We start from the raw sequence: 26,910 nt of genomic DNA, 5'->3' as shown, positions 1-26,910 counted from the left end.
GGCGGGCGACGCCGCCGCATCCCCCCTACGTTACCCGATCCGGCCTCATCCGCCGCAGTCGTCGAAGACGGTCTCGGGCACCACGTCGGCGCGCAGCGAGTTCGTCCAGCGCACGAGCGAGGTGAGCATTCCCGAACGCGGCTGCAGGATGTCCTGATGCCCGCGCCCCGCCACCGGCACGGCCCGCACGCGCTCCCCCGCGTCGCACAACCTCGACACCAGGTCGCGTTGCGTCTTCGTGGGCAGGACTTCGTCGTTCGTGCCCCACGCGATGAACAGCGGAGTGTCCCAGGGTCCCGTCGGAACGTTCTCCGCGAGACGTCGGCCGAGCGCGCCGCGCGTGAGCTCGGCGGTGTCGAACGGGGTGTCTTCGCTGAGCCCCAGCGCCGTCAATGCCGAGACCATCACGCCCGGCTCGCTCAGGCACCGCTGCGTCATCTCCCTGATGAAGGAGCGCGCCCCCGTCGTCACGTAGTCCTCGAGCCGCACATCCGAGTACGTGTCGGCGTACGGCACAATCACCCAGGACACGAGCACCGTCAGCATCGCGCCCGCGTCGCCTCCGGTCAGCTCGCTCGCGAGGGCGACGGGATCAGCGGCGGGAGCGAACGCGGCCGTGCCGAGGACGTCGATGCCCGGCGTGTATTCCGGTGCGAGCATGGTCGTCCACAGCGCAGCATGTCCGCCTTGCGAGTGCCCCCACACGACGGTCTCGGGCGACAGCACGAGGTCCTCGATCTCGCCCGCCGCCAGCACCGCGTCCAGCGCCGAGCGCGCCTCGCCCGTGCCGATCAGGTAGGGGAAGTCTCCGGGCGCGCCCTGACCGCTGTAGTCGGGGGCGACGACGACCCAGCCGCGTGCCAGCATGCGCTCGAGGGCGGGGATCGCCCACTTCGTCGCCGTGCCGTCGGCGAGGCTCGGGGCGCAGCCGCGTGCCACGCCCGTCGTGCCGTGGTTCCACAGCAGCACCGGCCGGGGACCGGGCGGCGGGTCGTCGGGGATGATCACCATCCCGCTGCCGACGGCGGGGGCGCCGGTCGATGAGCGCGTCGTGTAGAGGATGCGCTGCACCTCGCCGCGATCGGGCTCACGCCCGCCGTACTCACCCACGCGGATCAGCTGTCCGTGTCCCTCGGGAACGTGCGCGGGAGGATCGTAGAAGGCGTCGACGACGGGCGCGCCCTCGCGGAGCCAGTCGTTCAGACCGAAGCCACCCACCGTGCTGACCACGAGCACGAATGACAACGCGTAGCGTCCCGCCGCGCGGAGGACCCTACGGCGGCGAGAGGGAGCCGCTCGCACTCGGTCTTCGGTCTCCGCGCGTCCATTCCGGGCGCGTACGCCGCGGGCGATGAGTCCGATACCGAAGACGATGGTGCGCACACCGAAGACGACCGCGACGACGAGCAGCGTGACATCGGGCCAGGTCAGCGACAGGACGCCGAACGAGACCTGTGCGCCACCCCAGACGGCCGAGAGTACGCGGACGCTGGCCACGCCCCGGGCGAGCGCGTCGCCGATGGATGCCAGACCGCCGACGACGAGCAGCACGGCGAGAGTCGGAGGCAGCAGCTCGATGCTGCGTCCGAGCCAGACGAGGATGACGACCCCGCCCGCGATCCACAGCAGCGCGATCAGACGCGTCCACCAGGCGGGTCCCGCGCGGCGCGACACCAGCTCGAGCACGCCGGAGACGATGACGCTCAGCCCGACGTACAGTCCGAGCAGCACGAGCGAGGCGAGCGGGCGGATGACGATGAGCAGGCCGAGCACGACGACGACGACACCGATGAGCAGCACGACACGAGCCGGGGCCGCATCCAGCAGACCCGGCAGGGCGCTGACCCGCAGTCGACGGCGCAGCGGAACGTGTTCGGGCATCGGGACATTGTAGGCGCGCAGATCCCCCGGCCCCGCACGCCCCGCAACCCCTCGGCTCCGGGCGCGCGAGGTCGTAACCTGCGTCGATGAGCACTCCGAAGAAGACCGCCCGTCGTCTCGAGAGCGACCCGCGTCTGCGCACACTCGCGAAGGCGGGTTATGCGGCGACCGGGATCGTCCACGTCATGCTGGGTTCTCTCGTGCTCACCGTCGCTTTCGGAGGGGACGGCGACGCCGACCAGTCCGGGGCGTTCCGGGCCCTGGCGACGACGCCCGCCGGCCTCGTCGCGCTCTGGGTGGTGGCACTCGCGCTGCTGGCGTTGGCCCTGTGGCACGCCGTCGCGGCGATGGCCGGGGCGGGCGGGAAGCGCGCGTGGTCACGGACGCTGTCGGAGGCAGGTCAGGCCCTCGCATTCGCCGCGCTCGGCGTCATCGCGATCGTCGTGGCCGTCGGCGGCCGATCGGACGGAGACGAGAGCGTCAAGGAGACCAGCAGCGGGGTCCTCTCGATCCCGGGCGGACCGTTCATCCTCGGTGCCGTGGGGGTCGGGGTCCTCGTGGCCGGCATCGCGTTCGGCGTGATCGGTGCCAGGCGAAGCTTCCGCAAGAAGCTGTCGGTACCGGCGGGGGCGACGGGCGCGCTGGTGGTGACGCTGGGCGTCGTCGGCTATGTGGCGAAGGGCATCTCGCTCGCAACGGTCGGCGTGCTGCTCGGGGTGGCGGCGATCCGCGTGGATCCGCAGGAGGCGGGTGGCCTGGACGGCGCGGTGCGATCCCTCCTCGAGCTGCCCGCGGGCCCGCTCATCGCGATCGCGGTCGGTGGCGGACTGATCGCGTACGGGCTGTTCTGCCTGTTCCGCGCGCGATACGCCCGCCTCTGAGGCGTGCCCGGTCCGACCGCCGTGTTGCCGACGCCCGCGCGGGGACGGCAAGCTGGCACGATACCCGTCGACCAAGGAGCGAGATGACGTCCTCCCCCGCCCTCCGCGGCTACCCGTTCCAACCGGCAGATCCCGGTCTCATCGGGCTGCTCGGTTTCGTGATCGCGACACTGACCGCGCAGCTCGCGCATCTCGGGCTCCAGGACGAGAACCCGGTGTTCTGGGTCGGTGCCGCGTTCGGCGGCGTCGTGCAGGTGACGGCGGGAATGCTGTCCTACTTCATCGGCGACGACTTCCACTTCATCGTCTACAACGCCTTCGGCTGGTACTGGATCGTCGTGCCCGGCTTCCTCCTGGGTGAGGAGCTGGGCTTCTTCGAGGTGACCGCGCAGGCGCGCGGACTCTTCTCGCTGATCTTCGCCGTGCTGGCGCTCCTGTTCGCCGTGCCGGGGGCACTGCACAACCGGGTCCTGCCGACCACCCTGATCTGTGTCGCCGGCGGACTCGGGCTGCAGTCCGCCGGAGCCTTCATCGGCGAGCCTACTCTGGGCTCCGCCGGCTCGGTGCTGCTGCTGGCCGCATCCGCCCTGGCGCTCTACATGCTCGTCGAGAAGTTCCTGTGGCGCACGATGCACCGCCGCCTGCTGCCCCTCGGCCGCCCCTGGCTTCGGAGCGCGCCGGTATCCGAGAGCTGAGGCTCAGCCCTCCTGCAACAGCCGGTAGGCCGTCTCGAGCGTGACCTTCTCGCGTGAGCCCGTGCGACGGTCCCACACCTCGACGACACCCTCGGCCGCATCACGGCCGACGACGACGACCCGCGGGATGCCGACCAGCTCGGCGTCGCCGAACTTCACTCCGGGCGAGACCTTGGGTCGGTCGTCGTACAGCACGTCGAAACCGCGGGACTCGAGCTCTGCACTGACCTGTTCCGCGAGCTCGAAGACCGCGGCATCGCGACCCGCGGCCACGACGTGCACGTCGAAGGGCGCGACCGAGGCGGGCCAGATGAGACCCTTCTCGTCGTTGTTCAGCTCGGCGATGATCGCGAGGATGCGGGTGACGCCGATCCCGTAGGAGCCCATCGTGACGGTGACGAGCTTGCCGTTCTCGTCGAGCACTTTGAGGCCGAGCGCCTCGGCGTACTTGCGGCCGAGCTGGAAGACATGCCCGATCTCCATGCCGCGCGCGAGCGAGACGGGACCGGACCCGTCGGGAGCGGGGTCGCCCTCGCGCACATTCGCGACATCGACCGTACCGTCGGCGAAGAAGTCGCGTCCCGCGACGAGCGAGTGCACGTGCTTCTGGTCGACGTTGGCACCGGTGACCCAGCTCGTGCCGTCGACGACACGGGGATCGAGCAGGTAACGGATGCCGGTGGCGGACTCTTCGCCCAGCACGGCGCCCTCGGGCGACCAGGGGCCGATGTAGCCCTTGACCAGCAGCGGGTGGGCGGCGAAGTCCGCCTCGGTGGCGGGCGCGACCTCGGCCGGCGCGAAGGCGACCTCCACGCGCTTGTCGTCGACCTCGCGATCGCCGGGCAGTCCGATCACGACGAGCTCGCGCGAGCCGTCGAGGTGCGTGAGCGCGAGCACGACGTTCTTGAGGGTGTCGGCGGCGGTGTACCCGCCCTCGAGCACCGCATTCATGTGGTCGACGAGGGTCGCGATCGTCGGAGTGTTCGGCGAGTCGAAGACGACCGGCTCCGGCAGACCGTCGATCGGACGCGCCTCGGGCACCGCTGTCGTGTAGGCCTCGACGTTGGCCGCGTACCCTCCCGCTGAGCGCACGAAGGTGTCCTCGCCGACCGGGGTCGGGTGCAGGAACTCCTCAGAGCGCGATCCGCCCATGGCCCCCGCATCCGCCTGCACGATGACGTACTCGAGACCGAGGCGCTGGAAGATGCGCTCGTAGGCGTCGCGCTGAGCCTGGTAGGAGGCGTCGAGTCCGGCATCCGTCGCGTCGAAGGAGTAGGCGTCCTTCATCGTGAACTCGCGCCCGCGCAGGAGACCGGCGCGGGGGCGAGCCTCGTCGCGGTACTTGTCCTGGATCTGGTAGATCGTCAGCGGGAGGTCTTTGTAGGACGAGTAGAGGTCCTTCACGAGCAGCGTGAAGGCCTCTTCGTGCGTCGGGGCGAGCAGGTAGTCGCCGCCCTTGCGGTCCTGGAGACGGAACAGGAGGTCGCCGTACTCGTCCCAGCGGCCCGTGGCCTCGTACGCACCCCGGGGCATGAGCGCCGGGAAGTGCACCTCCTGCGCACCCGCGGCGGCCATCTCCTCACGCACGACCGTCTCGATCTTCGCCTTCACCCGCAGCCCCAGCGGGAGCCACGCGAAGATGCCGGCCGCCTGCGGTCGGATGTAGCCGGCGCGGATCAGCAGCTTGTGGCTGGCGACCTCGGCGTCGGAGGGGTCCTCGCGGAGCGTGCGGAGAAAGAACGTTGACAGACGTGTGACCACGATTCCCAGTCTACGGATGCGGCGGGCCGCCGTGAGCGCGATCACCCACGGCGGCCCGGGCTCAGCCCAGCGTGGCGTTGAGGGCCGTGAGGTATGGCTCCACGAGGTACGCCAGGGATTCGGGTGGAAGACCGTTGTCGCCGGTGATGATGAGCATGTTCTCGCCCGACGTCACGACCAGCCGAGCGTCGTACGCCTCCAGCCGATCCAGCCCGCTCGCGGTCGTGGCGCGGTCCGCGCCGGCCACCGTGACAGGTTCCGCGCGCTCGCTCGCGGCGATCGCGTCGAAGAACTGCGCGCCCCCGGGTACGACCGTCACCCCCGCGGACGCGTCGCCGTTGCCTCCGAACTCCTCCGGGATGGGGACGAGCCAGTTGCACGAGGTCTCGTAGCCCGCAAGCCCGCTCGCTGACTCCCGGGAGAGGCTGTCGAGAAGCGAGTCGCTCTCACCGGCCGCCATTTCCTTCGCATCCTTCGGCGTGGCCACCGAGGCTATCCACTCACAGTCCGGAAGAGACCACCATCCGGCGGCGCGCTCCGCTCGCTGCGGCGTCGGATGCTGCTCGGCTCGCGCCACGAGGTCCTCAATGAGCTGAGGTACCCAGTCCGCCGGTCGCGCGGCATACGCACGGATGAACATCCACGTTCCGTTCGCGGCGACGGCAGCGACACAGGTGCCCGCCTCGTCCGCACAGGAGAGCTCACTTGTCGCCAGAGCTTCACCGTCCTGTGCGGTGGAGGGCAGAACGGTGATCTCGAGCCGCGGACTCGCATACGACTCGGGCGCAATCCACCAGCAGCTCAACGCTCCGTTGAGTTCGAGGGCGGGGTACGGCCACGCTAGCGGCTCCTCTCTCATGCTGAGCCCTACGCGCTGCGTCAGCCAATCGGTGTCGACCAGGTTGGCGCAATCTCCGCCGAACGCGGCTACCGGGGCGGTCGGCGCGACCTGTGTCGGGTCCGGTGTGGGTTCCGGTGTCGGCGTCGCGGTCGTGTCGGTCTCGATGGGGGTGGCGACCCGGTCTGGGCTCCCCATCGCGGTCAGCGCGACCGCTCCGACGACCGCCGCGACCAGCAGCACGGCCGCCCCACCCGTGATGGCCTGCATCCGACGCCGCCTCGCGGCACGCATCCGCCCCGCACCCGCCGTCACCAGAGCGCGGAGTTCGTTCTGTTCACCGGCCGAGAGCCGGTCGTCGTTCACGCCCATGACGCCTCCACCTCGACCATCTCGTCGCGCAGCTTCGCCTTCGCCCGCGACAACCTCGACTTCACCGTGCCCGGTGCGACGCCGAGCGCCTCGGCGACCTCCCGCTCGGAGAACCCCTCGAGCACCGCCAGCACCACGACGGCGCGCTCGCGCTCCGGCAGCTTCCTCAGCGCGGCGAGCACCCCGCTCTCATCCGACGCCGACGGCGCATCGACATGGCGCTCCGCGGGAGTCTTCGCCAGCAACGCCCGATAGCGCCTGGCCGACCGCTCCAGATTCCGCGCCGCATTCGCCACCGTCACCAGCAGCCACGGCAACGCGGACCCGTCCACCACGTGGACCGAGCTCCGCTTGCGCCACAACTCGAAGAACGCCACCGCCACGGCGTCCTTCGCGTCCTCGTGATCCCCCAACAGTCGGAACGCGTGCCGGAACACCCGTCCCTGGTGCAGGTCGAACATCTCCCCCAACGCCGACTCGTCGCCGGCACGCACCCGCTGCCAGGCAGCGCTCTCTCTACCCCGCATCGCGTCCGTCACGTCGGCCTCACCCATCTCTCTCAACCCACCGTTCCGTTCAGCGCCTCGATGACCCGCACACCCAGCTCCCCCAGCGCATCATCGCTCGGCGAGCCGTCGACGAGGCTCGTACCCACGCGAACGAGATTGACTCCGTCGGACACGACGACGTACCTGTTGTGTCCTTCCCATGGGTCGTAGTCGGGCAGCGTCCACGCCGCGTAGCCGCCGCGCACGGTGAACGGCGATGCGCCGTCGACGGCAGCAAACCCCGTCGCGTAGGCCGCCCCGCCGGAGACCGTCTTCACAGACACGTCGTGGATCGGACTCGCGACGAAGGCACAACCACCCGCAGCTCCACGCTTGCCCGGGATCTGGCCGGGAGAGATCTCCGTCGACGACTGCCCCTGAGGCGGCGACGCCTCAGCCACACTCACCGGCATCCCGAGAGCACCCGCGATATCGACTGACGCGGTGAGCTCATCACAGGTGACCGGCGGCCACCACTGAGCCGTGGGGGCGGCGGGTGCAGCACTCGGCCACTGCGCCGCGTTCTCGAAAGCCGCGTTCATCACCTCAGTCGGGTCCGGCGAGCTCCCCACCGCCGACGCGCGGACGTACACCCACAGCCCGTCGCGGGCTTCGCTCCGAGCGCAGTAGGAGGCCTCCGCACCGCAGCCCGGCGCTTCCTCGAGCCCGGCGAGGTAGGGCTCGACGACACTCAGGGGGTATGCCCACAGGGTGAGCTTCTGCTCACCGTATCCGGGGACATTGCTCCACGTGCAGCTCAATCCCCCCTGCAAGGCGACGGAGCCGTCTGACCAGGCATCCGCCATCAGCGTCATCTGGACGCCGTAGAAGTCGCCGACCACTCCAGCAGTGAGCGCATTCGCGCATTCTCCGCCGAAGGGGGCGACACCTCGCACGGCCGCAGCCGGATCCTCGGTCTGTTCGGTGGGTTGCGGCGTGGGGGTGTTTGTCATCACGGTGGTCTCGACCGGTGTCGCAACGCGGTCCGGGCTGCCGAGCGCCGTCAGTGCGACCGCGCCCACCACCGCTGCGACCAGCAGCACCGCGGCACCGCCGGTGATCGCCTGCATCCGACGCCGCTTCGCGGCACGCATCCGGCCCGCTCCTGCGGTCACCAACGCGCGCAGCTCGTTCTGTTCACCGGCGGAGAGCCGGTCGTCGTTCACGCCCATGACGCCTCCATCTCGACCATCTCGTCGCGCAGCCTTGCTCTCGCCCGCGCCAACCTCGACCTCACCGTTCCCGGCGGCACGTCGAGCGCGTAAGCGACATCGCGCTCCGAGAACCCCTCGAGTACCGCCAGAACCACGACAGCCCTCTCGCTCGCCGGCAGCTTCCCCAGAGCCTCCAGGGCCGCACCGGCATTCGAACCTGACGGCTCGGCGTCGCCGTGGCTCGCCGGCACGGGCGCCAACAACGGGCGGTATCGGCGCGTCGAACGTTCGAGGTTCCGCGCCGCATTCGCCACCGCCACCAGCAGCCAGGGCAGCACCGATCCGTCCACGACCCGCACGGCGGCGCGTCTGCGCCACAGCTCGAAGAAGCCCACCGCCACCGCATCCTTCGCATCCGCATGATCGCGGAGCAGCCGGAACGCATGTCGGAACACACGTTCCTGATGCAGATCGAACACATCCCCCAGAGCCGATTCATCACCGGCACGCACCCGTTGCCACAACGCGGCTTCAGCATCTCTCACACTCTGAAGTGTCCGGCATCACGAAGCTGGTTCCCGAACTGCGAAGATTCATCCGAACCCGATGGCCCGTGCACGGCGGGGCGCATGTTCCAGGCCTCGGAGACCAGTTGTGTTCACATCTGCACCACGCGTCGTGCGGGTGTCGCGGGACGGCGCGCCGATTTGACCGAACGGCGCCTACCGTGCGCAATATATTGCATGCCGATTCCCTCGCAGACGCTCCCGCCCCGGTCCTTGCTGCGCGACGAGGTCTACCTCCGTCTGCGTGACGCGATCGTCGACGGCACCCTCGCGCCCGACGAACAGCTGCGCGACACGGAGATCGCCGCCTGGCTCGGCGTGAGCCGCACGCCGGTCCGCGAAGCCCTGCTGGAGCTCGGCCGATCCGGGCTCGTTCGTGCGCTCCCGGGTCGCTCCACCGTCGTCGCGCCGATCGACCCGCAGAGTGTCCGTGACGCGCAAGCGGTCGTCGCGGCCATGCACCGGCTGGCGATCGAGACGGCGATCCCCCGCCTGACGGCGGACGACATCGAGCGGATGCGCGCAGCGAACGCCGCCTTCGCCGCCGCGCACGCGGCCGGCGACGTCGAGGCGGCCCTCGCCGCCGACCACGCATTCCACGACGTCGCGCTCACCGCATCCGGAAACGCCGCGGTGCGGACCGTTCTGGCGCAGTACGAGCCGGTCCTCCAGCGGGCAGAGCGCCTGCGCTTCGGCTCGACCGAGGGGCACGCCTCCGCAGCACGCCACGCGAGACTCATCGAGCTGTGCGCGGCCGGCGACGTCGCCGGCGCCGCGGCCCTCGCCGAGCAGACCTGGCAGAGCCTCACCGTCGAGGAACCGCACCCGACCCCCGCCACCCCGACCTCCGAGGAGCACTCCGCATGAAGCTCGACCAGTTCCCCCGACACCCGCTCACCTTCGGACCCAGCCCGTTGCAGCACCTGAAGCGTCTCACCCAGCACCTCGGCGGTGCCCAGGTGTGGGCGAAGCGCGAAGACGTCTCCAGCGGGCTCGCCTTCGGCGGCAACAAGGTCCGCAAGCTCGAGTACATCGTTCCCGACGTGCTCGCTTCGGGAGCGGACACCCTCGTGTCGATCGGCGGGTACCAGTCGAACCACACCCGCGCGGTCGCCGCCGTCGCCGCCCACCTCGGGCTGAAGGCGCGCTTGGTGCAGGAGAAGTGGGTCCCCTGGGACGACCCCACCAACGACAAGGTGGGCAACATCCTGCTCTCGCGCATGATGGGAGCCGACTCGCGGCTCGACGACGCGGGCTTCGACATCGGCATCCGCGACTCGTGGCGGCAGGCTCTCTCGGAGGTGGAGGATGCCGGCGGCACGCCGTATCCGATCCCCGCGGGCGCATCTGAGCACCCGTTGGGCGGTCTCGGCTTCGCCAACTGGGCGTTCGAGGTCGCAGAGCAGGAGAAGCAGCTCGGCGTGTTCTTCGACACGATCGTCGTGTGCGCGGTGACCGGCTCCACGCACGCGGGGATGATCGCGGGCTTCGCGGCGCTCGAGGACCTCACGGGTGTCAAGCGCCGGGTGCTCGGCATCGACGCATCCGCCACGCTCACCAAGACGCGCGACCAGGTCGGCCGCATCGCACGTGCGACGGCCGAGCTCATCGAACTCGGGCGCGACCTACGCGACGACGAGATCCAGGTGCTCGAGGGCTGGGCGGGTGAGCTCTACGGCATCCCCGTCGACTCGACCATGGAGGCGATCGCCCTCGGCGCCCAGCTCGAGGCGATGATCACCGACCCCGTCTACGAGGGCAAGTCGCTTGCGGGCCTCATCGACCTCGTCGGATCCGGTGACATCCCCAAGGACTCCACGGTGCTCTACGCGCACCTCGGCGGCCAGCCGGCGATCAACGCCTACCACTCCCTCTGGAGCTGACCCACGACGGCGAGCGCCCCGCATCCGTCACCGGGACGCGGGGCGCTCTCTCCCGAGGACCGGCCACCGCCCTCCATACCCGAGTTGCGTCGCCGTTGCGCAAACGCGCCAGTCATTGACAGGTGCATGTGCGCAAACCTGTGGCATCTGCGCACATGCGACGCAACTCGGCAGCCGGCAAGAGACAACCCGAGCGGATGCGGGAGGGTCAGGCGGTGACGACCTGCGCGGTGCCCAGCGGGGCATCGGGGCCCATCTCGGCGGCGATGCGATTGGCCTCCGCGATCAAGGTCGCGACGATCTCGCTCTCGGGCACGGTCTTCACGACCTCGCCCTTGACGAAGATCTGGCCCTTGCCGTTGCCGCTGGCGACACCGAGGTCGGCGTCTCGCGCCTCACCGGGTCCGTTGACGACGCAGCCCATGACCGCCACGCGCAGCGGCACGGTCATGTCCTTCAGACCCTCGGTGACGTCGTCGGCGAGGGTGTAGACGTCGACCTGGGCGCGGCCGCACGAGGGGCACGACACGATCTCGAGCTTGCGCTCGCGCAGGTTCAGCGATTGCAGGATCTGGTGGCCGACCTTGACCTCCTCGGCCGGCGGCGCGGAGAGCGAGACACGGATGGTGTCGCCGATGCCCTCCGAGAGCAGGATGCCGAACGCGGTCGCCGACTTGATCGTCCCCTGGAAGGCAGGACCGGCCTCGGTGACGCCCAGGTGCAGCGGCCAGTCCCCCCGCTCGGCGAGCAGGCGGTACGCCTTCACCATCACGACGGGGTCGTTGTGCTTGACCGAGATCTTGAAATCGTGGAAGTCGTGCTCCTCGAACAGCGACGCCTCCCAGACGGCGCTCTCCATGAGCGCCTCGGGAGTGGCCTTGCCGTACTTCTCCAACAGACGCTTGTCGAGCGAACCCGCGTTGACGCCGATGCGGAGCGAGACGCCCGCCGCCGATGCGGCCTTGGCGATCTCGCCCACCTTGTCGTCGAACTGGCGGATGTTGCCCGGGTTCACCCGGACCGCAGCGCACCCGGCGTCGATGGCCTGGAACACGTACTTCGGCTGGAAGTGGATGTCGGCGATGACGGGGATCTGGCTCTTCTTGGCGATGATGTGCAGCACGTCGGCGTCGTCCTGGCTGGGAACCGCCACGCGCACGATCTCGCACCCGGATGCGGTCAGCTCCGCAATCTGCTGCAGCGTCGCGTTGATGTCGGTCGTCTTGGTGGTCGTCATCGACTGCACGCTGATGGGCGCGTCTCCGCCGACGAGCACCTTGCCGACCCGGATCTGACGGCTCTTGCGGCGCGGGGCGAGGATTTCCGGGATGCGCGGCATCCCGAGGTTCACGGCTGGCACGCGATCAGCCTACGCGCCCGCTGCTGTGTAGGGACCGAGGCTCGCGCCCGCGTCAGCCCGAGGTCGCGGAGCTCCCTTGGGCGGATGTGGTACTTTCTCGCCATGCACACGAACCGCATCTGGTGGCACACCGCGTAGGCGGTGTGCGTGTGCGACACGGACCGCCCCCGGGCGGTCCTTCTTCATGAGGCGGCCGCTTTCTGGACGAAGGAACGACCAAGATGGACAACGCCGCCTCCCTGCTCAGCGAGCTGACCGCATCCGCAGCGCCCTTCGCGCTCATCGCGCGTGACACGCACACCGTCGAGGTGCTCACCGGCGATGTGGTGGACGTCGAGCTGCTCGCCGACATCCCGCTGCACGACGCCGACGGCACCCCTCGCGAGGTGCTGGCACTGGTGCCGTACCGGCAGGTGCGCGAGCGCGGCTTCGTCTGCCACGACGACGGCGCGCCGCTGCGGTGTCTCGTCGTCACGCACCACCGCGCGCTCCCTCGCGACGAGGTGCTCGCGGCCCTTCCCACGGCCCCGATCCCCCTGGAGGATGCGGGCTTCGACATGTCGGACGAGACGTACGCGGGCATCGTCCGCACCGTCATCGCCGACGAGATCGGTCGCGGCGAGGGCGCCAACTTCGTCATCCGTCGGGACTTCACCGCGTCGGTGGCGGCCGATCCGCGTGTCACCGCGCTCACCTGGTTCCGAGCCCTGCTCGAGCACGAGCGCGGTGCGTACTGGACCTTCGCGGTGGTCACCGACGGACACGTCGCAGTCGGCGCGAGCCCCGAGGCCCACGTGAGCGCGCAGGGCGGCATCGTCACGATGAACCCCATCTCCGGCACCTTCCGCCACCCCGACACCGGCGCGACGGTCGAGACGCTGGCCGAGTTCCTGGAGTCCACCAAAGAGACCGAAGAGCTCTTCATGGTCGTCGACGAGGAACTCAAGATGATGAGCGCCGTGTGCTCCGACGGCGGACGCATCACGGGCCCGCACCTCAAGGAGATGTCGCGCCTCACGCACACGGAGTACATGCTGCGCGGCTCGTCGCGGCTCGACCCTCGCACGATCCTGCGCGAGACGATGTTCGCGCCGACGGTCACCGGCTCGCCCATGCAGAACGCCTGCACCGTGATCGCGCGACACGAGACCGAACCGCGCGGCTACTACTCGGGCGTCGCGGCGCTGTTCACCCCGACGACGGATGCGGCCGGCACCGGCCACGACCTCGACGCCCCCATCCTCATCCGCACCGCTTACCTCGTCGACGGTCGCCTGCGGGTGCCGGTCGGCGCGACGCTCGTGCGCCACTCGGACCCGGACGGCGAAGTCGGCGAGACGCACGGCAAGGCCGCGGGCGTGCTGGGCGCCATCGGTGCCGTCCCCCGCACGCGCGTCGCCGACCCGGACGCACCCGCCGCTGCCCGCCCGCTCGCGGACGACCCGGACATCGCCGCCCTTCTCGCCTCGCGGAACGCCCGCCTCGCGGCGTTCTGGTTGAACCCGCAGGGCGGCTCCGCCGACGGCCCGTTCGCGGGCCGCACGGCGGTGGTCGTGGATGCGGAAGACCGATTCACGACGATGCTCGCGCACCAGCTGCGACACCTCGGTCTCGAGACGACGATCGTCGACTGGAGCGTCGCGGACGCCGCCGCGCTCGATGCGGCCGACCTCGTGATCGCGGGCCCCGGCCCCGGCGATCCGCGCGACGACGAGAGCGACCGCATCCGTCGGATGCGCGAGGTCGTCGGCTCCCGATTGGATGCCGGCCGTCCGCTGCTCGCCGTGTGCCTGAGCCATCAGATCCTCGCGGATCGCCTCGGCATCGCGCTCGCACCGCTCGCGCGCCCGCACCAGGGTCTGCAACTCGAGGTGGACGTGTTCGGGGAGCCCGCATCCATCGGCTTCTACAACACCTTCACCGCTCGCGTCGCGCCGGGCACCTCGGTCATCGACGACGTCGAGGTGTCGGCCGATCCGGTGTCCGGCGACGTCTATGCGCTCCGCGGAGAGGGATTCGCCTCGGTGCAGGGGCACCTCGAATCCATCCTGTCCCGCGATGGGATGCGGACCCTCGAGCGTCTCATCTCCGCCGCGCTGGGCGCGGCGGTCGTCTGAGGCTCAGATCAGCGACAGCGGGTTGATCAGGTCCGCCAGGATCAGCACGCCGCCCATGACCGCGAGGGCAGCCACCACGACGAATGTCAACGGGACGAGTTTCGTGGCGTCGACCGGGCGGGGTGCAGGGCGGTGCCCGATGCGCGCCCACCACCTCTTGATGCCGTCCCAGAGGGCGACGACGACGTGACCGCCGTCGAGCGGCAGCAGAGGCACGAGGTTGAAGACGAACAGCGCGATGTTGAGCGAGCCCAGCAGCCCGACGATTCCCGCGACGCGATTGACGATCGGCGAGGACGACGACGCCATCTCGCCGGCGATCACGCCCGCGCCCACGACGCTCAGCGGTCCGTTCGGATCGCGCTCGGCGCCCGTGACGAGGGTCGATGCCGTCTCGGCCACCATCACCGGCAGCTTGACGATGATGCCGGCGACGGCGCCCACGTTCTCGATCGCCGCCTGGGGACCCGCCCACAGCGGCTGAGCGACCAGCGCGCCGGTGGGTCGCACCCCGATGAAGCCGATCTCCGTGTTCGGGTCGTCCGTCTTGGGGACGGCTGCCGGCGTGATCGTCACGGTGCGCTGCGTACCGTCGCGGTCGATGACGAAGCTCATCGCCCGGCCCGGCGAGGCCTGGATGAGGGCGGTCGCCGCGGTGAAGTCGGCGACGGCCTGGCCGTCGATCGAGACGATGGTGTCACCCGGCTCGAGGCCGACCTGCGCGGCAGGTGCCGGGGAGGATGCGCACTCCTGGGATGTGGACGACGTCGGCACGCACTCGCTGAGCGAGGAGACGGTCGTCGTCGCCGTCTGCACGCCGAATCCGCTGAAGAGGATCGTGAAGAGCACGATCGCCAGGAGCAGGTTCATGAAGGGGCCGCCCAGCATGATGATGACCCGCTTGTAGACGGGGAGCCGGTAGAAGGTGCGATCCTCGGCGCCGATCAGCGTCTCGGCGTTGGCGTCGCGTGCATCCTGCACGAGCGTGCCGAAGAAGCGGGACGACACGCGCCTGCGAGCCGCGCGACCGGGCGTCGACGCGTCCTCTTCGAGCGCAGGCGCGGGCGGGTACATGCCGGCCATCGAGATGTAACCGCCCAGCGGCAGCAGCTTGATGCCGTACTCCGTCTCACCACGGCGGCGCGAGAAGAGCGTCGGGCCGAAGCCAATCATGTATTGACCGACGCGCACACCGAAGGCCTTGGCGGGCACGAGATGACCGATCTCGTGGAGGGCGATCGAGACGGCGAGGCCGACGATGAGCACCACGACACCGATCACGAAGGCGAGGATCGTCACCGCACCACCGTAGCGGCGACGGCTTTGAGCGAGCCGTGCACGGGCACGGCGAGCCACGAGCACGGACCGCGTCTGATTGAATGGAGGGCCATGTCATCGCCCGCGAATCTGCCCCCGGTCCTGCGCCCAGAGAACCCTCCGACGCGGGCGCTGGACGACCTCGCGAACCGCTTCGGAGCAGAGGTCCGCGGCGATGCGCGAGGCGTCTCGCTGCACGGGATCACCCTCGCGACCGCCGATCTCCGCCCGGGCGAGGCGTTCGTCGCCCTCCGCGGGGTGAACCGCCACGGGGCGGAGTTCGCCACCCAGGCGATCGAACGCGGCGCGGTCGCGATCATCACGGATGCGGCGGGCGCCGATCTCGTCGGCACGCCCGCCGTCCCGGTGCTCGTCCTCGAGAACCCGCGGGCGCGGATGGGCGAGCTGTCCGCATGGGTCTACGGCACGGGCGTCGACGACGACCTCCCGCTCCTGTTCGCCACCACGGGCACCAACGGCAAGACGAGCGTCTCCCACCTCCTCGAAGGCATGCTGTCGCAGCTCGGAGTCGTCACCGGGCTCTCCTCCACCGCTGAGCGCCACATCGCGGGCCAGGTGATCGTTTCGCGCCTGACGACACCCGAGGCATCCGAGTTCCATGCCCTCCTCGCGCTCATGCGCGAGCGGGGCGTCGAGGCCGTCGCCGTCGAGGTGAGCGCGCAGGCGCTCAGCCGCCACCGCGTGGACGGGATCGTCTTCGACGTCGCCGCCTTCACGAACCTCACCCATGACCACCTCGACGACTACGCCGACATGCAGGAGTACCTCGAAGCGAAGCTCCCGTTGTTCCGCCCCGACCGCGCCCGTCGCGCCGTCATCTCGCTCGACTCCGCCGCGGCGGCCGAGGTCGTGGCCCGGTGCGAGATCCCCTTCACGACCATCGCGACGCCCGACATCGCGGCCGACGCCGTGCTCGCCGAGACCGCCCAGTGGCGCGTCGAGATCATCGACGAGCGCCAGGAGGGCACACGGTTCGCGCTGCACGGTCCTGCCGGCGAGCGCCTCGAGACGGTGGTGCCCGTCATCGGTCGCCACATGGCGGCCAACGCGGCGCTCGCGATCGTCATGATGTACGAAGGCGGCTATCCGTGGCAGCGCCTCGTGGACGCGCTGGACGGCTCACGCATCGACGCCTATCTGCCGGGTCGCACCGAGCGGGTGTCGGGCGATGCGGGACCCGCGGTCTACGTGGACTTCGGGCATTCGCCCGATGCCTTCGAGAAGACCCTGGCGGCGGTCCGTCGCGTCACCCCCGGCCGCGTGCTGATGCTGTTCGGCGCCGACGGCGACCGCGACGCGACGAAGCGCCATGACATGGGGCGCACCGGCGTCGAGGGCAGCGACATCCTCGTCATCACCGACCATCATCCGCGCTTCGAGGAACCGACCTCCATCCGGGCGACCCTCATCGAGGGGGCTCGCCGCGCACGTCCGGATGCCGAGATCCACGAGTTCTCGCCGCCCGAGCGGGCGATCGTCGAGGCCGTCGCGCTGGTCGGCGAGGGCGACGCGATCCTCTGGGCCGGACCCGGTCACCAGGACTACCGCGACATCCGCGGGCAGCGCACGCCGTACTCCGCCCGCGAGCTCGCTCGCCGCGCGCTGCGCGATGCCGGGTGGCCCGTTCCCGAGCCGCGCTGGCCCGTTCCCTACGAGGACTGACCCCGCATCCGTCCGCTCTGCGGCGGCTCCTGCCGTGCGCAGGACCTTGGTCCCTGGCGTGCCGGAATCCTTGTTGTTCCCACACAAGGAAGTCAGTGGTCTGACCTCTCTGATTATTCACGGCGTGCATGCTCCGAACGCCGCCGCAGCCCGGGTCTAGCGTGACAACAGGCCCGCCGGGCGGGCGCCCGACGACGAGCACCACCCCGACGCGACCGGCCCCACGAGGACAAGGAAGCGACATCATGAGCATCGTCACCCCCGCAGGAGTTTCCCGCGACGCACAGGACGCCCAGCCCCAGGCCTGGGACGGCTTCACGGCCGGCCCGTGGCAGGACGGCGTGGACGTGCGCGACTTCATCCAGCGCAACTACACCCCGTACACCGGCGACGGCTCGTTCCTCGCCGGCCCCACCGAGCGGACGACGCGGGTGTGGGACACGCTGGCCGCCATGTTCCCCGAGGAGCGCGAGCGCGGCGTCTACGACATCGACCCCTACACGCCCGCCGCCATCACCGCTCACCAGCCCGGTTACATCGCGAAGGACGACGAGCTGATCGTCGGTCTGCAGACCGATGCGCCGCTCAAGCGCGCGATCATGCCGAACGGCGGATGGCGGATGGTCGAGGGCGCTCTCAAGACCTACGGCTACGAGGTCGACGAGACGCTCAAGGCGATCTACACGCAGTACCGCAAGACCCACAACGAGGGCGTCTTCGACGTGTACTCCCCCTCGGTGCGCGCCGCTCGCCGGTCGCACATCATCACGGGTCTGCCCGACGCCTACGGCCGCGGCCGGATCATCGGCGACTACCGCCGCGTGGCGCTCTACGGTGTCGACGCGCTCATCGCCGCGAAGAAGATGGACAAGCTCGGCCTGGACACGACGCCGTTCACGGAGGACATCGTGCGCGCCCGCGAGGAGCACGCCGAGCAGATCCGCGCCCTCGGCGAGTTGAAGCAGATGGCCGCCTCCTACGGCTACGACATCTCCGGGCCCGCCACGACCGCTCGCGAGGCGGTCCAGTGGCTCTACTTCGCCTACCTCGGTTCGGTGAAGGAGCAGAACGGCGCCGCGATGTCGCTCGGTCGCACCTCGACGTTCCTCGACGTGTTCGTCCAGCGCGACCTCGAACGGGGGCTGCTCACCGAGAGCGAAGCGCAGGAGATCGTCGACGACTTCGTGATCAAGCTGCGGATCGTGCGATTCCTGCGCACTCCCGAGTACGACCAGCTGTTCTCCGGCGACCCGACCTGGGTGACCGAGACCATCGGCGGCGTCGGCGAGGACGGTCGTCCACTGGTGACGCGCACCTCGTTCCGCTACCTGCAGACGCTCTACAACCTGGGTCCCGCACCCGAGCCGAACATGACCGTGTTCTGGAGCGAGCAGCTGCCCGAGGGCTTCAAGAACTTCTGCGCGCAGGTCTCGATCGACACCTCTGCCGTCCAGTACGAGTCGGATGACCTCATCCGCGCCCAGTGGGGCGACGACGCGGCCATCGCCTGCTGCGTCTCCCCGATGCGGGTGGGCAAGCAGATGCAGTTCTTCGGCGCCCGCGTGAACCTCGCCAAGACCCTCCTGTACGCCATCAACGGCGGACGCGACGAGGTCACGGGCGAGCAGATCGCCCCCGAGGAGACGCCCGTCGGAGACGGCCCCCTCGACTACGCCGACGTGGACGCACGCTTCGACCGGATGATGGACTGGCTCGCCGCGACCTACGTGGAGGCGCTGAACTGCATCCACTGGTCACACGACAAGTACGCGTACGAGCGTCTCGAGATGGCTCTCCACGACAAGGACGTGCTGCGCACGATGGCCTTCGGCATCGCCGGCCTCTCGGTCGCCGCGGACTCCCTCTCCGCCATCAAGTACGCGACCGTCACCCCGATCCGCGATGAGCGCGGCATCGTCGTCGACTACCGCACCGAGGGCGTCTTCCCCGCCTACGGCAACGACGACGACCGAGCGGACGCGATCGCCGTCGAGCTCGTCGAACGGTTCATGGCGAAGCTCCGCCGTCACCCGATGTACCGCAACGCGCTTCCGACCCAGTCCGTGCTGACGATCACCTCGAACGTCGTCTACGGCAAGGCCACGGGCAACACCCCCGACGGGCGCCGGGCCGGCGAACCGTTCGCCCCGGGCGCCAACCCGATGAACGGACGCGACACCCACGGGATGCTGGCCTCGGCCCTCTCGGTCGCGAAGGTGCCGTACACGGAGGCCCAGGACGGGATCTCGCTGACCAACACGATCGTACCGGCGGGCCTCGGCCGCACGGCGGACGAGCGTTCGCGCAACCTGGCAGGCCTGCTGGACGCGTACTTCAGCTCCAACGGGTACCACATGAACGTCAACGTCCTGAACCGCGAGACGCTGCTCGACGCCATGGAGAACCCCGAGGCCTATCCGCAGCTGACGATCCGGGTGTCCGGCTACGCCGTGAATTTCGTGCGACTGACGCGCGAGCAGCAGCTCGACGTGCTGTCCCGCACGTTCCACGGGGGAATGTGAGAGCGCCATGACCGTGCTGCTGGGCACGCCGCTCCCCCGGGACGCGGTGCAGCTCGACGCTCCGGTCCTGGAGGCCGGCACCACCCGTCGCGGTGGTGCCGGCCTCCACGGCCTCGACGTCGCCGACATCGACCGCGCCGGGCGTCTCGCCGCGATGCGCACCGGCAAGCTCGGCTCCGTGCACTCATGGGAGCTGGTCACGGCGGTCGACGGCCCCGGAACGCGCCTGACCCTGTTCCTCAACGGCTGTCCGCTGCGGTGCCTGTACTGCCAGAACCCGGACACGTTCGCCATGAAGGACGGCGTCCCGGTGACGGCGGATGCGGTCCTGGAACGCCTCCGCCGGTATCTCGGCGTCTTCCGTGCCACCGGCGGGGGTCTCACCATCTCGGGAGGCGAGGTGCTCATGCAGCCCGCGTTCGCTGCCCGACTGGTCCGCGGCGCCAAGGCGATGGGAATCCACGCGGCGCTCGACACGTCCGGTTACCTGGGAGCTCACGCCACCGATGAGCTTCTCGCCGACACCGACCTCGTCCTGCTGGACGTGAAGTCCGGCGACCCCGACACGTACCGCCGTGTCACGGGCCGGGAGCTCGAGCCGACGCTCGAGTTCGGCGAGCGCCTGGCGCGTCGCGGCGACGTCGAGGTGTGGGTCCGGTTCGTCCTCGTCCCCGGTCTCACCGACGACGTCGACAACGTCGCCGCGGTCGCCCGCTACGCCGCATCCCTGAACGAGATCCGGCCCGGCACCGTCACCCGTGTGGAGGTCCTGCCCTTCCATCAGATGGGTCGTGACAAGTGGCACGAGCTGGGACGCGCCTACCCCCTCGAAGACACGCCCGCACCCGAGAAGGAGCTCATCGAACGGGTGCGCGCACAATTCGCGGCGGAAGGGCTGACGGTCTACTGACCGGACGCTGCCACCGCCGCATCCGCCGCACGGCGCGCCCAGCTCTCGGCGTCGGCCAGGCCCTCGCGACTCAGCGTCGCGGGGGCCTCGTGCGTGTCGACGACGCGACGGACGATGTCGACGATGTCGAGGAAACCGATGCGCCCCTCGTGGAACGCGTCGACCGCCTGCTCGTTGGCCGCGTTGAACACCGCGGGGTACGTGCGACCCGCCTCTCCCACGCTCTTGGCGAGCGCGACCGCCGGGAACGCCTCCTCGTCGAGCGGCTCGAACGTCCAGGTCGACGCACGGGTGAAGTCGAGGGGCGCTCCGACGCCGCTCACCCGCTGCGGCCAGTCGAGCCCCAGCGAGATCGGCAGGCGCATGTCCGGCGGCGACGCCTGGGCGATCGTCGATCCGTCCACGAACTCGACCATGGAGTGGACGATCGACTGCGGATGCACCACGACGTCGATCTGCGCGTAGGGCACCCCGAACAGCAGATGCGCCTCGATGACCTCGAGCCCCTTGTTCACGAGGCTCGCAGAGTTCGTGGTCACCACGCGCCCCATGTCCCACGTCGGGTGGGCGAGAGCCTCGGCCGGCGTGGCCGCAGCGAGTTGCTCACGGGTGCGTCCTCGGAACGGTCCGCCGGACGCGGTGAGCACGAGCCGACGCACCTCGGAGGGCCTGCCGGAGCGCAGAGCCTGCGCGATCGCCGAATGCTCGGAGTCCACGGGGACGATCTGCCCCGGCGCAGCCAGCGCCGTCACCAGCTCGCCGCCGACGATGAGCGACTCCTTGTTCGCGAGCGCCAGCGTGCGCCCCTCCTCGAGCGCGGCCAGCGTCGGACCGAGCCCGACGGAGCCCGTGATGCCGTTGAGGACGACATCCGCGTCGACGGCCCGAACGAGCGCCTCCGCCTCGGCGGCCCCGAGCGCCGTGTCGGCGACGCCGAACTCCGCCGCCTGCGCCTCGAGACCCGCGCGGTCGGTGCCCGCGGCCAGACCGACGACGCGGAAGCGATCCGGATTGTTCCGGATCACCTCCAGCGCCTGGGTGCCGATCGACCCGGTCGAGCCGAGGACGACGACGCGCCGCACGGGATCAGCCCTCGGTCGGCTTCGTGGAGACGATGTCGATGACGAAGACGAGCGTCTCCCCCGCCAGCTGCTGCTGTGACGATCCGGCCTCGCCGTAGCCGCACGACGGCGACATCGACACCAGCACCTGCGAGCCGGCCTTCTGCCCTTCCAGCGCTCGCTTGAAGCCCACCACGACGCCGTCGGTGGAGAAGCTCGCCGTCTGTCCGCGGTCGTAGCTCGAATCGAACGTCGAGCCGTCCGACCACTTCACACCCGCGTAGTTGACCTCGACCGTATCGCCGGCGCCGACGGTGTCGCCGTCGCCCTCCTTGAGCACCTCGACTCGGACGCCATCCTCAGGGGCCGATGCGGGAATGGTGATCGTGGGCTTGTCGTCGGTGAAGGTCACCGCGGGCGCCTCGCCCGCGAACGGCTCCGCCTGGCACCACTGCGCCTCGGGCGTGGAGGAGATGAGATCCACGACGAACACCTGTGCGGCGCTGTCGCTGCTCGCGGGCAGGGTCGCCACGACGCGGGTCCCCGGGGTGGCGCAGCCGAGGACCTTGCCGAGCACGCTCTCGGCCGCGACAGGCTGCGGCTGCACCGGCGTGCCGTCGTATCCCACGGATCCCTGAAGTTGGCCCGTGGTCGCGTCGAAGGCGGCGAGCGCGTAGGTGACGTAGTCGCCCGCGGCGATGGGGGTGCCGGTGCCCTCGGTGACCACGGTCCGCTCGACGTCGGAGATGTCCAACGGAGCGGTGAAGGTCGCGGTCGGCTGCTGGCCGGCCTCGCCCGACACGCTGACCGCATCGGAGGCGGCGCCCGAGGAGGCGACGTCGGCGCAGAGGTCCGCTGCGGCGCTCGCCGTCGGGGCGGAGGTCGCGTCGGGCGAGGATGCGGCGGAGCATCCGGCGAGCGCGAGGGCGCTGACCGCGAGTGCGGACAGGATGAGGAGCGGACGGCGCACGGGAACCTCCAGAATCGGTGCGGGGCTGACCCATCATCCCGCATCCGCCCATGCCCTCGCTGAGAGGGCCCGGCGAGGCCTCATGCGCCGGACGGAATGGAATCCGCAGTAGCCTCTTACGGTGACAGATGCGCAGAGCCGCGACGCGGAGAACGTTCCCGATCCGCGCGCATCCGAATCCAAGCCGGTGACGGATGTCGGCTTCGCGTACTTCCTCGGGCGCCGCGTGCTGGCCCCTCTGGCACGCGTGGCCTACCGCCCGCGCATCGAGGGGCGCCAGAATGTCCCGCGCACGGGACCGGTGATCTTCGCCGCGAACCATCTCTCGTTCATCGACTCCTTCGCCATTCCCATGGCGGCTCCTCGCCCGGTCCAGTTCCTCGCGAAGTCGAGCTACTTCGACGGACCGGGACTCAAGGGCTGGCTCTCGCGGCAGATCTTCCTCGGACTCGGGGCGAACCCGGTCGAGCGCGGCGCCGGCCAGGCGGCGCTCGACGCGCTCGACCAGCAGAAGCGGATGCTGGAGGCCGGAAAGGCCATCGCGCTGTATCCCGAGGGCACGCGCTCACTCGACGGCAGGCTCTACAAGGGACGTACCGGCGTCGCCTTCCTCGCCCTCCAGACCGGCGCACCGGTGGTGCCCGTCGGCCTCATCGGCACGAACGAGGCCATGCCCGTGGGGGCGAAGTTCCCGCGCACGAAGCCGCGCGTCACGATCCGTTTCGGCGAGCCGCTCGATCTCTCGGCGCACGGTCCCGCCAGCTCCGGGCGCGCGCGTCGCGCGGCGACCGACGAGCTCATGGCGGCGATCCACGCCCTCTCGGAGCAGGAGCTGGCGGGCACATACAACGAGGTGCCCGCGCACGGCGCCATCGAACGCATCAAGCGGGTCCTGCCCCACGAGCGCCTCTGACGGCACACTTTCTCATTCACGGCTTCCGGCACTTGACGCTCAGCCCCACCGGGTGGAGATTCAGAGCGTCTGCGAAGCCACAATGAGGAGGCATCCGTGAAGAAGTTCATCAACGACCCGGCCCAGGTACTCTCCGACGCTTTGACCGGCATCCGACTCGCGCATCCCGAACTGCGCGTCGACTCCGCCAACCGCGTCATCTTCCGCGGCGAAGCGACGCGCCCCGGCAAGGTCGCGCTCGTCTCCGGCGGCGGCTCCGGCCACGAACCCATGCACGGCGGGTTCGTGGGGACGGGGATGCTCGACGCCGCCTGTGCGGGCGAGGTGTTCACCTCCCCCACTCCCGACCAGATCCTCGCGGCCACCGTGGGCGCGGACTCCGGGGCCGGCGTTCTGCACATCGTGAAGAACTACACCGGCGACGTCCTCAACTTCGAGATGGCGGCAGAGCTCGCCGCGGCAGAGGGCGTGCGCGTCGAATCCGTCGTCGTCGCCGACGACGTCGCGGTGCAGGATTCCACCTGGACGGCGGGGCGACGGGGCGTGGGCACGACGGTCGTGCTCGAGAAGATCGTGGGCGCCGCCGCCGAGGAGGGCATGGACCTCGACGCCCTCGCTGCTCTCGCGACCCGTGTCAGCGAGAGCGGGCGCTCCATGGGCGTCGCGCTGACCAGTTGCACGGTGCCCGCGGCGGGCAAGCCGACGTTCGACCTCCCGGAGGACGAGATGGAAGTGGGCGTCGGCATCCACGGCGAACCGGGACGTTCGCGCGTGCCGCTCGCCACCGCCCACGAGATCGCCCGCATGCTCGTCGATCCGATCGTGCACGATTTCGGCGACGCACGCGGCGATGCCATCGTGCTGCTCTCCGGCCTCGGCGCCACTCCCCTGATCGAGCAGTACCTCCTGTACGGCGAGATCGCGCCCCTGCTGGCGGACGCGGGCTTCGACGTGCGGCGCGTGCTGGTCGGCGACTACATCACGAGTCTCGACATGGCCGGCGCCTCACTGACCGTCGTGCGTGCCGACGACGAGTTCGTGCGCTTGTGGGACGCTCCGGTGGTCACGCCGGGCCTGCGCTGGGGAGCGTGAGCGTGCGATGACCGCAGCCACCCTCGAGACGCTGACCGCCTGGATCTCCGGCTTCCGTGATCAGATCGTCCAGCACCAGGCCGAGCTCACCGAGCTCGACTCCGTCATCGGCGACGCCGACCACGGCTCCAACATGGCGCGTGGAATGGAGGCCGTCGTGGCGGCGATGCAGGCGACTCCGCCGGCGGATGCGGCGGCGCTGTTCAAGACCGTCGGGATGACGCTGGTCTCGACCGTCGGTGGCGCGAGCGGGCCGCTGTACGGCACGTTCTTCCTCCGCTTCGGGGGCGCGGCGGGCGCCACCGACGCGATGGACGCCGCCACCCTCGGCACGGCGCTCCGCGCCGGCGCCGAGGGCGTTCGCACACGCGGCAAGGCCGAGCCCGGCGACAAGACGATGCTGGATGCGATGCTCCCCGCCGTCGACGCGTGGGAGCAGGCGACGGCCGCGGGTTCGGATCTCGCGGCCGTCGCCTCCGCCGCCGCCGATGCGGCCGAGGCCGGTCGTGACGCCACCACTCCGCTCGTGGCGCGCAAGGGTCGGGCGAGCTATCTCGGCGAACGAAGCGCGGGTCATCAGGATCCGGGGGCGACATCCACGGCGCTGCTGTTCACGACGCTGCGGGATGCGGTGACGGCCGCATGATCGGTTTCGTCGTCGTCTCGCACAGCCGCCCGCTCGCCGAGGCCGCCGTGGCCCTCGCCACCCAGATGGTGGCGGAGGGCCCGCCCCCGATCGAGATCGCCGCAGGCTCGGCGGACGGCGGGTTCGGCACCGATGCGGCGGCGATCGCCGCATCCATCGACCGGCTCGACGCGACCGAGGACGTCGTCGTGCTGATGGATCTCGGCTCGGCCGTGCTGAGCGCCGAGATGGCGCTCGAGTTCGTCGAGCACCCGGACCGCGTCCACCTGAGCTCCGCGCCCTTCGTCGAAGGACTCGTCGCGGCCGTCGTGCTCGCGGCGACGGGGGCCGACTGGACGAGCATCCACGCAGAGCTCGGCGGCGCATACGCGCAGAAGGCGCGCCACCTGGAGACCGGGTCCGGCGAACCGATGCCGGCGCCGTTACCGCCTGCGCCCGAATCAACCTCCGCCGAGGACGAGGCCTCATTCGAGGCGGTCGTCGTCAACCCCTCGGGGTTGCACGCGCGGCCCGCAGCCACGTTCGTCAAGACCGCGGCGAAGTTCGACGCCCTCGTGGAGATCGAGAACGTCGACGCGGGATCGGGTCCGGTCTCCGCGGCGAGTCTGCTCGCACTGATCGCCCTGGGCATCGGGCGCGGAGCACGCATCCGGGTGCGTGCGCGCGGACGCGAGGCTCAGCCCGCGATCGACGCGCTGCGCGCCCTCGTCGAAGACGGCTTCGGCGAGGCCTGAGCCGCCCGGGGGTTCATGCGCGAAAGGCTCATGAGCCGCCGGGCGACGGTCTCCTCCAGCACGAGGTGCGTGATGAGGCCTGCCGCCAGGGCGCCCTGCAGCGCGTCGATCTTCGACAGGCCCGACATGACGCAGAAGCGGCGCGGGATGCGGCGGACGTCATCGAGATCGGGGCCACTGGATCGCAGATTCAGCGACGGGATGTCGGAGGATCCGTCGATGCGGTAGAACATCGTCGCGCAGTCGCCGACCACACCCTCCTGCTCGATGAGCGCCAGGTCGCGCTGATCGAAGTAGTCGCCGGAGTAGACGTGCGAGGGAACGGCCGCGCGGGGCGATCCGAGTCCGAACACGAACAGGCCGACTCGACGCTGCATCTGCAGCACGGCGCGCACCGACCTCTCCCGCCACATCGCCTCCTTCGTCGCTGCCTCGTCGAAGAGCGCGGGCACCGGGAAATGGTGCACGGAGGCGGACCACGCGGCGCCGAATCGTGAGAGAATCTCGCCCGCGTACGGGACACCGAAGGTGTGTCCGTTGGCTGCTCCGTTCATCTGCACCACGTGCGTGTCGTGGGTGCGCTTGGTCGGGAGGTGTCGGGCGATGGCCGACAGCGTAGATCCCCAGGCGATGCCGACGGTCATCGACGAGTCGACGTGCTCGCTCAGGATGCGCGCAGCCGACAACGCGGTGCGATCGAGACGCTCGGCCTCGCCGATGTGACTCGTGGTCGGCACGATGTGCACCGTGATGCCGAACCTCTCCGCCAGCCGTTCCTCGATCTGGCTGCGCGCCGCGAGCGGGGAGTGCACCGAGATCGACACCAGGCCCGTGTCGCGCGCATGGGAGATCAGCCGGGAGACCGAGGAGCGCGAGGTGTGCATCTCGCGCGCGATCGCCTCCATCGTGAGGTCCTGCAGGTAGTACAGCTGTGCTGCGCGCAACGCGTCGCGCACCTTCATCGACCCGGCCTCCGCCATGATCATCCCTTCGCCCGTCCCCCCAT

At 70.1% G+C, this 26,910-nt stretch carries 23 protein-coding genes; 12 read left to right on the top strand and 11 right to left on the bottom strand.

The window, feature by feature from the left end; all coding sequences use genetic code 11:
- Window positions 1–45: 45 nt before the first annotated feature.
- A complete protein-coding gene (locus EHF32_RS01645) occupies window positions 46–1,881 on the bottom strand; it encodes a lipase family protein (RefSeq protein ID WP_137416505.1) in 1,836 nt (611 codons plus the stop codon).
- Between the two features lie 86 nt (window positions 1,882–1,967).
- Between EHF32_RS01645 and EHF32_RS01640 the strand changes: the two genes are divergently transcribed.
- Both EHF32_RS01640 and EHF32_RS01635 read left to right on the top strand, forming a co-directional pair.
- Entirely contained in the window at window positions 1,968–2,762 is a 795-nt protein-coding gene (locus tag EHF32_RS01640; RefSeq protein ID WP_137416504.1) for a DUF1206 domain-containing protein, read from the top strand.
- An 83-nt stretch (window positions 2,763–2,845) separates the two neighbouring features.
- Window positions 2,846–3,457, top strand: coding sequence for an acetate uptake transporter family protein (locus EHF32_RS01635; protein WP_137416503.1), 612 nt, complete (start codon window positions 2,846–2,848; stop codon window positions 3,455–3,457).
- A gap of 3 nt (window positions 3,458–3,460) precedes the next feature.
- Here EHF32_RS01635 and EHF32_RS01630 read toward each other — a convergent pair whose 3' ends face one another.
- The 5 genes from EHF32_RS01630 to EHF32_RS01610 form a co-directional block, all read right to left on the bottom strand.
- On the bottom strand, window positions 3,461–5,218 hold the full coding sequence (locus EHF32_RS01630) for a proline--tRNA ligase (RefSeq protein WP_137416502.1): 1,758 nt from the start codon (window positions 5,216–5,218) through the stop codon (window positions 3,461–3,463).
- Window positions 5,219–5,279: 61 nt separating this feature from the next.
- On the bottom strand, window positions 5,280–6,428 hold the full coding sequence (locus tag EHF32_RS01625) for a hypothetical protein (protein WP_137416501.1): 1,149 nt from the start codon (window positions 6,426–6,428) through the stop codon (window positions 5,280–5,282).
- The gene (locus tag EHF32_RS01620; protein ID WP_238343763.1) at window positions 6,419–6,982 is read right to left on the bottom strand and encodes an RNA polymerase sigma factor; all 564 of its coding nucleotides are present in this window, start codon (window positions 6,980–6,982) and stop codon (window positions 6,419–6,421) included. Before EHF32_RS01620 ends, EHF32_RS01625 begins: the two co-directional genes overlap by 10 nt.
- A gap of 5 nt (window positions 6,983–6,987) precedes the next feature.
- Window positions 6,988–8,148: a hypothetical protein gene (locus EHF32_RS01615; RefSeq protein ID WP_137416500.1), complete on the bottom strand. Its 1,161-nt coding sequence runs from the start codon at window positions 8,146–8,148 to the stop codon at window positions 6,988–6,990.
- Window positions 8,139–8,675, bottom strand: a complete 537-nt coding sequence (locus tag EHF32_RS01610) for an RNA polymerase sigma factor (protein ID WP_137416499.1) — start codon at window positions 8,673–8,675, stop codon at window positions 8,139–8,141. Before EHF32_RS01610 ends, EHF32_RS01615 begins: the two co-directional genes overlap by 10 nt.
- Window positions 8,676–8,873: 198 nt before the next feature.
- Here EHF32_RS01610 and EHF32_RS01605 point away from each other — a divergent pair, with 198 nt between their 5' ends.
- Together EHF32_RS01605 and EHF32_RS01600 are read left to right on the top strand one after the other, a co-directional pair.
- Complete coding sequence (locus EHF32_RS01605) at window positions 8,874–9,563, top strand: GntR family transcriptional regulator (protein ID WP_137416498.1); 690 nt, start codon at window positions 8,874–8,876, stop codon at window positions 9,561–9,563.
- Window positions 9,560–10,579 carry a 1-aminocyclopropane-1-carboxylate deaminase gene (locus tag EHF32_RS01600; RefSeq protein WP_137416497.1) on the top strand — a complete coding sequence of 340 codons (1,020 nt, stop codon included), beginning with the start codon at window positions 9,560–9,562 and terminating at the stop codon, window positions 10,577–10,579. The genes EHF32_RS01605 and EHF32_RS01600 overlap by 4 nt, the downstream gene beginning before the upstream one ends.
- 208 nt (window positions 10,580–10,787) lie before the next feature.
- Here the strand turns inward: EHF32_RS01600 and ispG are convergent, their stop codons facing one another.
- Window positions 10,788–11,918 (bottom strand): flavodoxin-dependent (E)-4-hydroxy-3-methylbut-2-enyl-diphosphate synthase, encoded by a 1,131-nt coding sequence (ispG, locus tag EHF32_RS01595; protein WP_137419071.1) that lies wholly within the window; start codon window positions 11,916–11,918, stop codon window positions 10,788–10,790.
- A gap of 242 nt (window positions 11,919–12,160) precedes the next feature.
- Here ispG and EHF32_RS01590 point away from each other — a divergent pair, with 242 nt between their 5' ends.
- Entirely contained in the window at window positions 12,161–14,056 is a 1,896-nt protein-coding gene (locus tag EHF32_RS01590; RefSeq protein WP_137416496.1) for a chorismate-binding protein, read from the top strand.
- Between the two features lie 3 nt (window positions 14,057–14,059).
- Here EHF32_RS01590 and EHF32_RS01585 read toward each other — a convergent pair whose 3' ends face one another.
- The gene (locus EHF32_RS01585) at window positions 14,060–15,355 is read right to left on the bottom strand and encodes a M50 family metallopeptidase (protein ID WP_137416495.1); all 1,296 of its coding nucleotides are present in this window, start codon (window positions 15,353–15,355) and stop codon (window positions 14,060–14,062) included.
- Window positions 15,356–15,445: 90 nt separating this feature from the next.
- Here EHF32_RS01585 and EHF32_RS01580 point away from each other — a divergent pair, with 90 nt between their 5' ends.
- The 3 genes from EHF32_RS01580 (at window position 15,446) to pflA (ending at window position 20,488) form a co-directional block, all read left to right on the top strand.
- Complete coding sequence (locus EHF32_RS01580; RefSeq protein WP_137416494.1) at window positions 15,446–17,056, top strand: Mur ligase family protein; 1,611 nt, start codon at window positions 15,446–15,448, stop codon at window positions 17,054–17,056.
- Between the two features lie 245 nt (window positions 17,057–17,301).
- Window positions 17,302–19,578, top strand: a complete 2,277-nt coding sequence (gene pflB, locus EHF32_RS01575) for a formate C-acetyltransferase (protein ID WP_137416493.1) — start codon at window positions 17,302–17,304, stop codon at window positions 19,576–19,578.
- 7 nt (window positions 19,579–19,585) lie between these two features.
- Window positions 19,586–20,488: a pyruvate formate-lyase-activating protein gene (gene pflA / locus EHF32_RS01570; protein WP_137416492.1), complete on the top strand. Its 903-nt coding sequence runs from the start codon at window positions 19,586–19,588 to the stop codon at window positions 20,486–20,488.
- Here pflA and dxr read toward each other — a convergent pair.
- Complete coding sequence (gene dxr / locus EHF32_RS01565) at window positions 20,482–21,570, bottom strand: 1-deoxy-D-xylulose-5-phosphate reductoisomerase (protein WP_137416491.1); 1,089 nt, start codon at window positions 21,568–21,570, stop codon at window positions 20,482–20,484. The genes pflA and dxr overlap by 7 nt on opposite strands.
- A 4-nt stretch (window positions 21,571–21,574) precedes the next feature.
- Entirely contained in the window at window positions 21,575–22,519 is a 945-nt protein-coding gene (locus EHF32_RS01560; protein WP_137416490.1) for an FKBP-type peptidyl-prolyl cis-trans isomerase, read from the bottom strand.
- A gap of 187 nt (window positions 22,520–22,706) precedes the next feature.
- Between EHF32_RS01560 and EHF32_RS01555 the strand changes: the two genes are divergently transcribed.
- The 4 genes from EHF32_RS01555 (at window position 22,707) to dhaM (ending at window position 25,904) form a co-directional block, all read left to right on the top strand.
- Entirely contained in the window at window positions 22,707–23,432 is a 726-nt protein-coding gene (locus tag EHF32_RS01555) for a lysophospholipid acyltransferase family protein (protein ID WP_238343862.1), read from the top strand.
- 96 nt (window positions 23,433–23,528) lie between these two features.
- Entirely contained in the window at window positions 23,529–24,524 is a 996-nt protein-coding gene (gene dhaK, locus EHF32_RS01550; protein WP_137416488.1) for a dihydroxyacetone kinase subunit DhaK, read from the top strand.
- A gap of 7 nt (window positions 24,525–24,531) precedes the next feature.
- Window positions 24,532–25,170: a dihydroxyacetone kinase subunit DhaL gene (dhaL, locus tag EHF32_RS01545; RefSeq protein ID WP_137416487.1), complete on the top strand. Its 639-nt coding sequence runs from the start codon at window positions 24,532–24,534 to the stop codon at window positions 25,168–25,170.
- Window positions 25,167–25,904, top strand: coding sequence for a dihydroxyacetone kinase phosphoryl donor subunit DhaM (gene dhaM / locus EHF32_RS01540; RefSeq protein WP_137416486.1), 738 nt, complete (start codon window positions 25,167–25,169; stop codon window positions 25,902–25,904). Before dhaL ends, dhaM begins: the two co-directional genes overlap by 4 nt.
- Here the strand turns inward: dhaM and EHF32_RS01535 are convergent.
- On the bottom strand, window positions 25,847–26,884 hold the full coding sequence (locus EHF32_RS01535) for a sugar-binding transcriptional regulator (protein ID WP_137416485.1): 1,038 nt from the start codon (window positions 26,882–26,884) through the stop codon (window positions 25,847–25,849). The genes dhaM and EHF32_RS01535 overlap by 58 nt on opposite strands.
- Between the last annotated feature and the right edge of the window lie 26 nt (window positions 26,885–26,910).

Origin of the sequence: Microbacterium sp. RG1 (assembly GCF_005347485.1) — a bacterium.
In the GTDB taxonomy this organism is placed as follows: domain Bacteria; phylum Actinomycetota; class Actinomycetes; order Actinomycetales; family Microbacteriaceae; genus Microbacterium; species Microbacterium binotii_A.
This window is presented reverse-complemented; position numbering and strand designations above follow the sequence as displayed.

Excerpts from the sequence above, each read along its gene's own strand:
- EHF32_RS01645 (WP_137416505.1), bottom strand. The coding sequence starts at position 1,881 with ATGCCCGAACACGTTCCGCTGCGCCGTCGACTGCGGGTCAGCGCCCTG.
- EHF32_RS01640 (WP_137416504.1), top strand. The coding sequence starts at position 1,968 with ATGAGCACTCCGAAGAAGACCGCCCGTCGTCTCGAGAGCGACCCGCGT.
- EHF32_RS01635 (WP_137416503.1), top strand. The coding sequence starts at position 2,846 with ATGACGTCCTCCCCCGCCCTCCGCGGCTACCCGTTCCAACCGGCAGAT.
- EHF32_RS01625 (WP_137416501.1), bottom strand. The coding sequence starts at position 6,428 with ATGGGCGTGAACGACGACCGGCTCTCGGCCGGTGAACAGAACGAACTC.
- EHF32_RS01620 (WP_238343763.1), bottom strand. The coding sequence starts at position 6,982 with ATGGGTGAGGCCGACGTGACGGACGCGATGCGGGGTAGAGAGAGCGCT.
- EHF32_RS01615 (WP_137416500.1), bottom strand. The coding sequence starts at position 8,148 with ATGGGCGTGAACGACGACCGGCTCTCCGCCGGTGAACAGAACGAGCTG.
- EHF32_RS01605 (WP_137416498.1), top strand. The coding sequence starts at position 8,874 with ATGCCGATTCCCTCGCAGACGCTCCCGCCCCGGTCCTTGCTGCGCGAC.
- EHF32_RS01600 (WP_137416497.1), top strand. The coding sequence starts at position 9,560 with ATGAAGCTCGACCAGTTCCCCCGACACCCGCTCACCTTCGGACCCAGC.
- ispG (WP_137419071.1), bottom strand. The coding sequence starts at position 11,918 with ATGCCGCGCATCCCGGAAATCCTCGCCCCGCGCCGCAAGAGCCGTCAG.
- EHF32_RS01590 (WP_137416496.1), top strand. The coding sequence starts at position 12,161 with ATGGACAACGCCGCCTCCCTGCTCAGCGAGCTGACCGCATCCGCAGCG.
- EHF32_RS01580 (WP_137416494.1), top strand. The coding sequence starts at position 15,446 with ATGTCATCGCCCGCGAATCTGCCCCCGGTCCTGCGCCCAGAGAACCCT.
- pflB (WP_137416493.1), top strand. The coding sequence starts at position 17,302 with ATGAGCATCGTCACCCCCGCAGGAGTTTCCCGCGACGCACAGGACGCC.
- pflA (WP_137416492.1), top strand. The coding sequence starts at position 19,586 with ATGACCGTGCTGCTGGGCACGCCGCTCCCCCGGGACGCGGTGCAGCTC.
- dhaL (WP_137416487.1), top strand. The coding sequence starts at position 24,532 with ATGACCGCAGCCACCCTCGAGACGCTGACCGCCTGGATCTCCGGCTTC.
- dhaM (WP_137416486.1), top strand. The coding sequence starts at position 25,167 with ATGATCGGTTTCGTCGTCGTCTCGCACAGCCGCCCGCTCGCCGAGGCC.
- EHF32_RS01535 (WP_137416485.1), bottom strand. The coding sequence starts at position 26,884 with ATGGCGGAGGCCGGGTCGATGAAGGTGCGCGACGCGTTGCGCGCAGCA.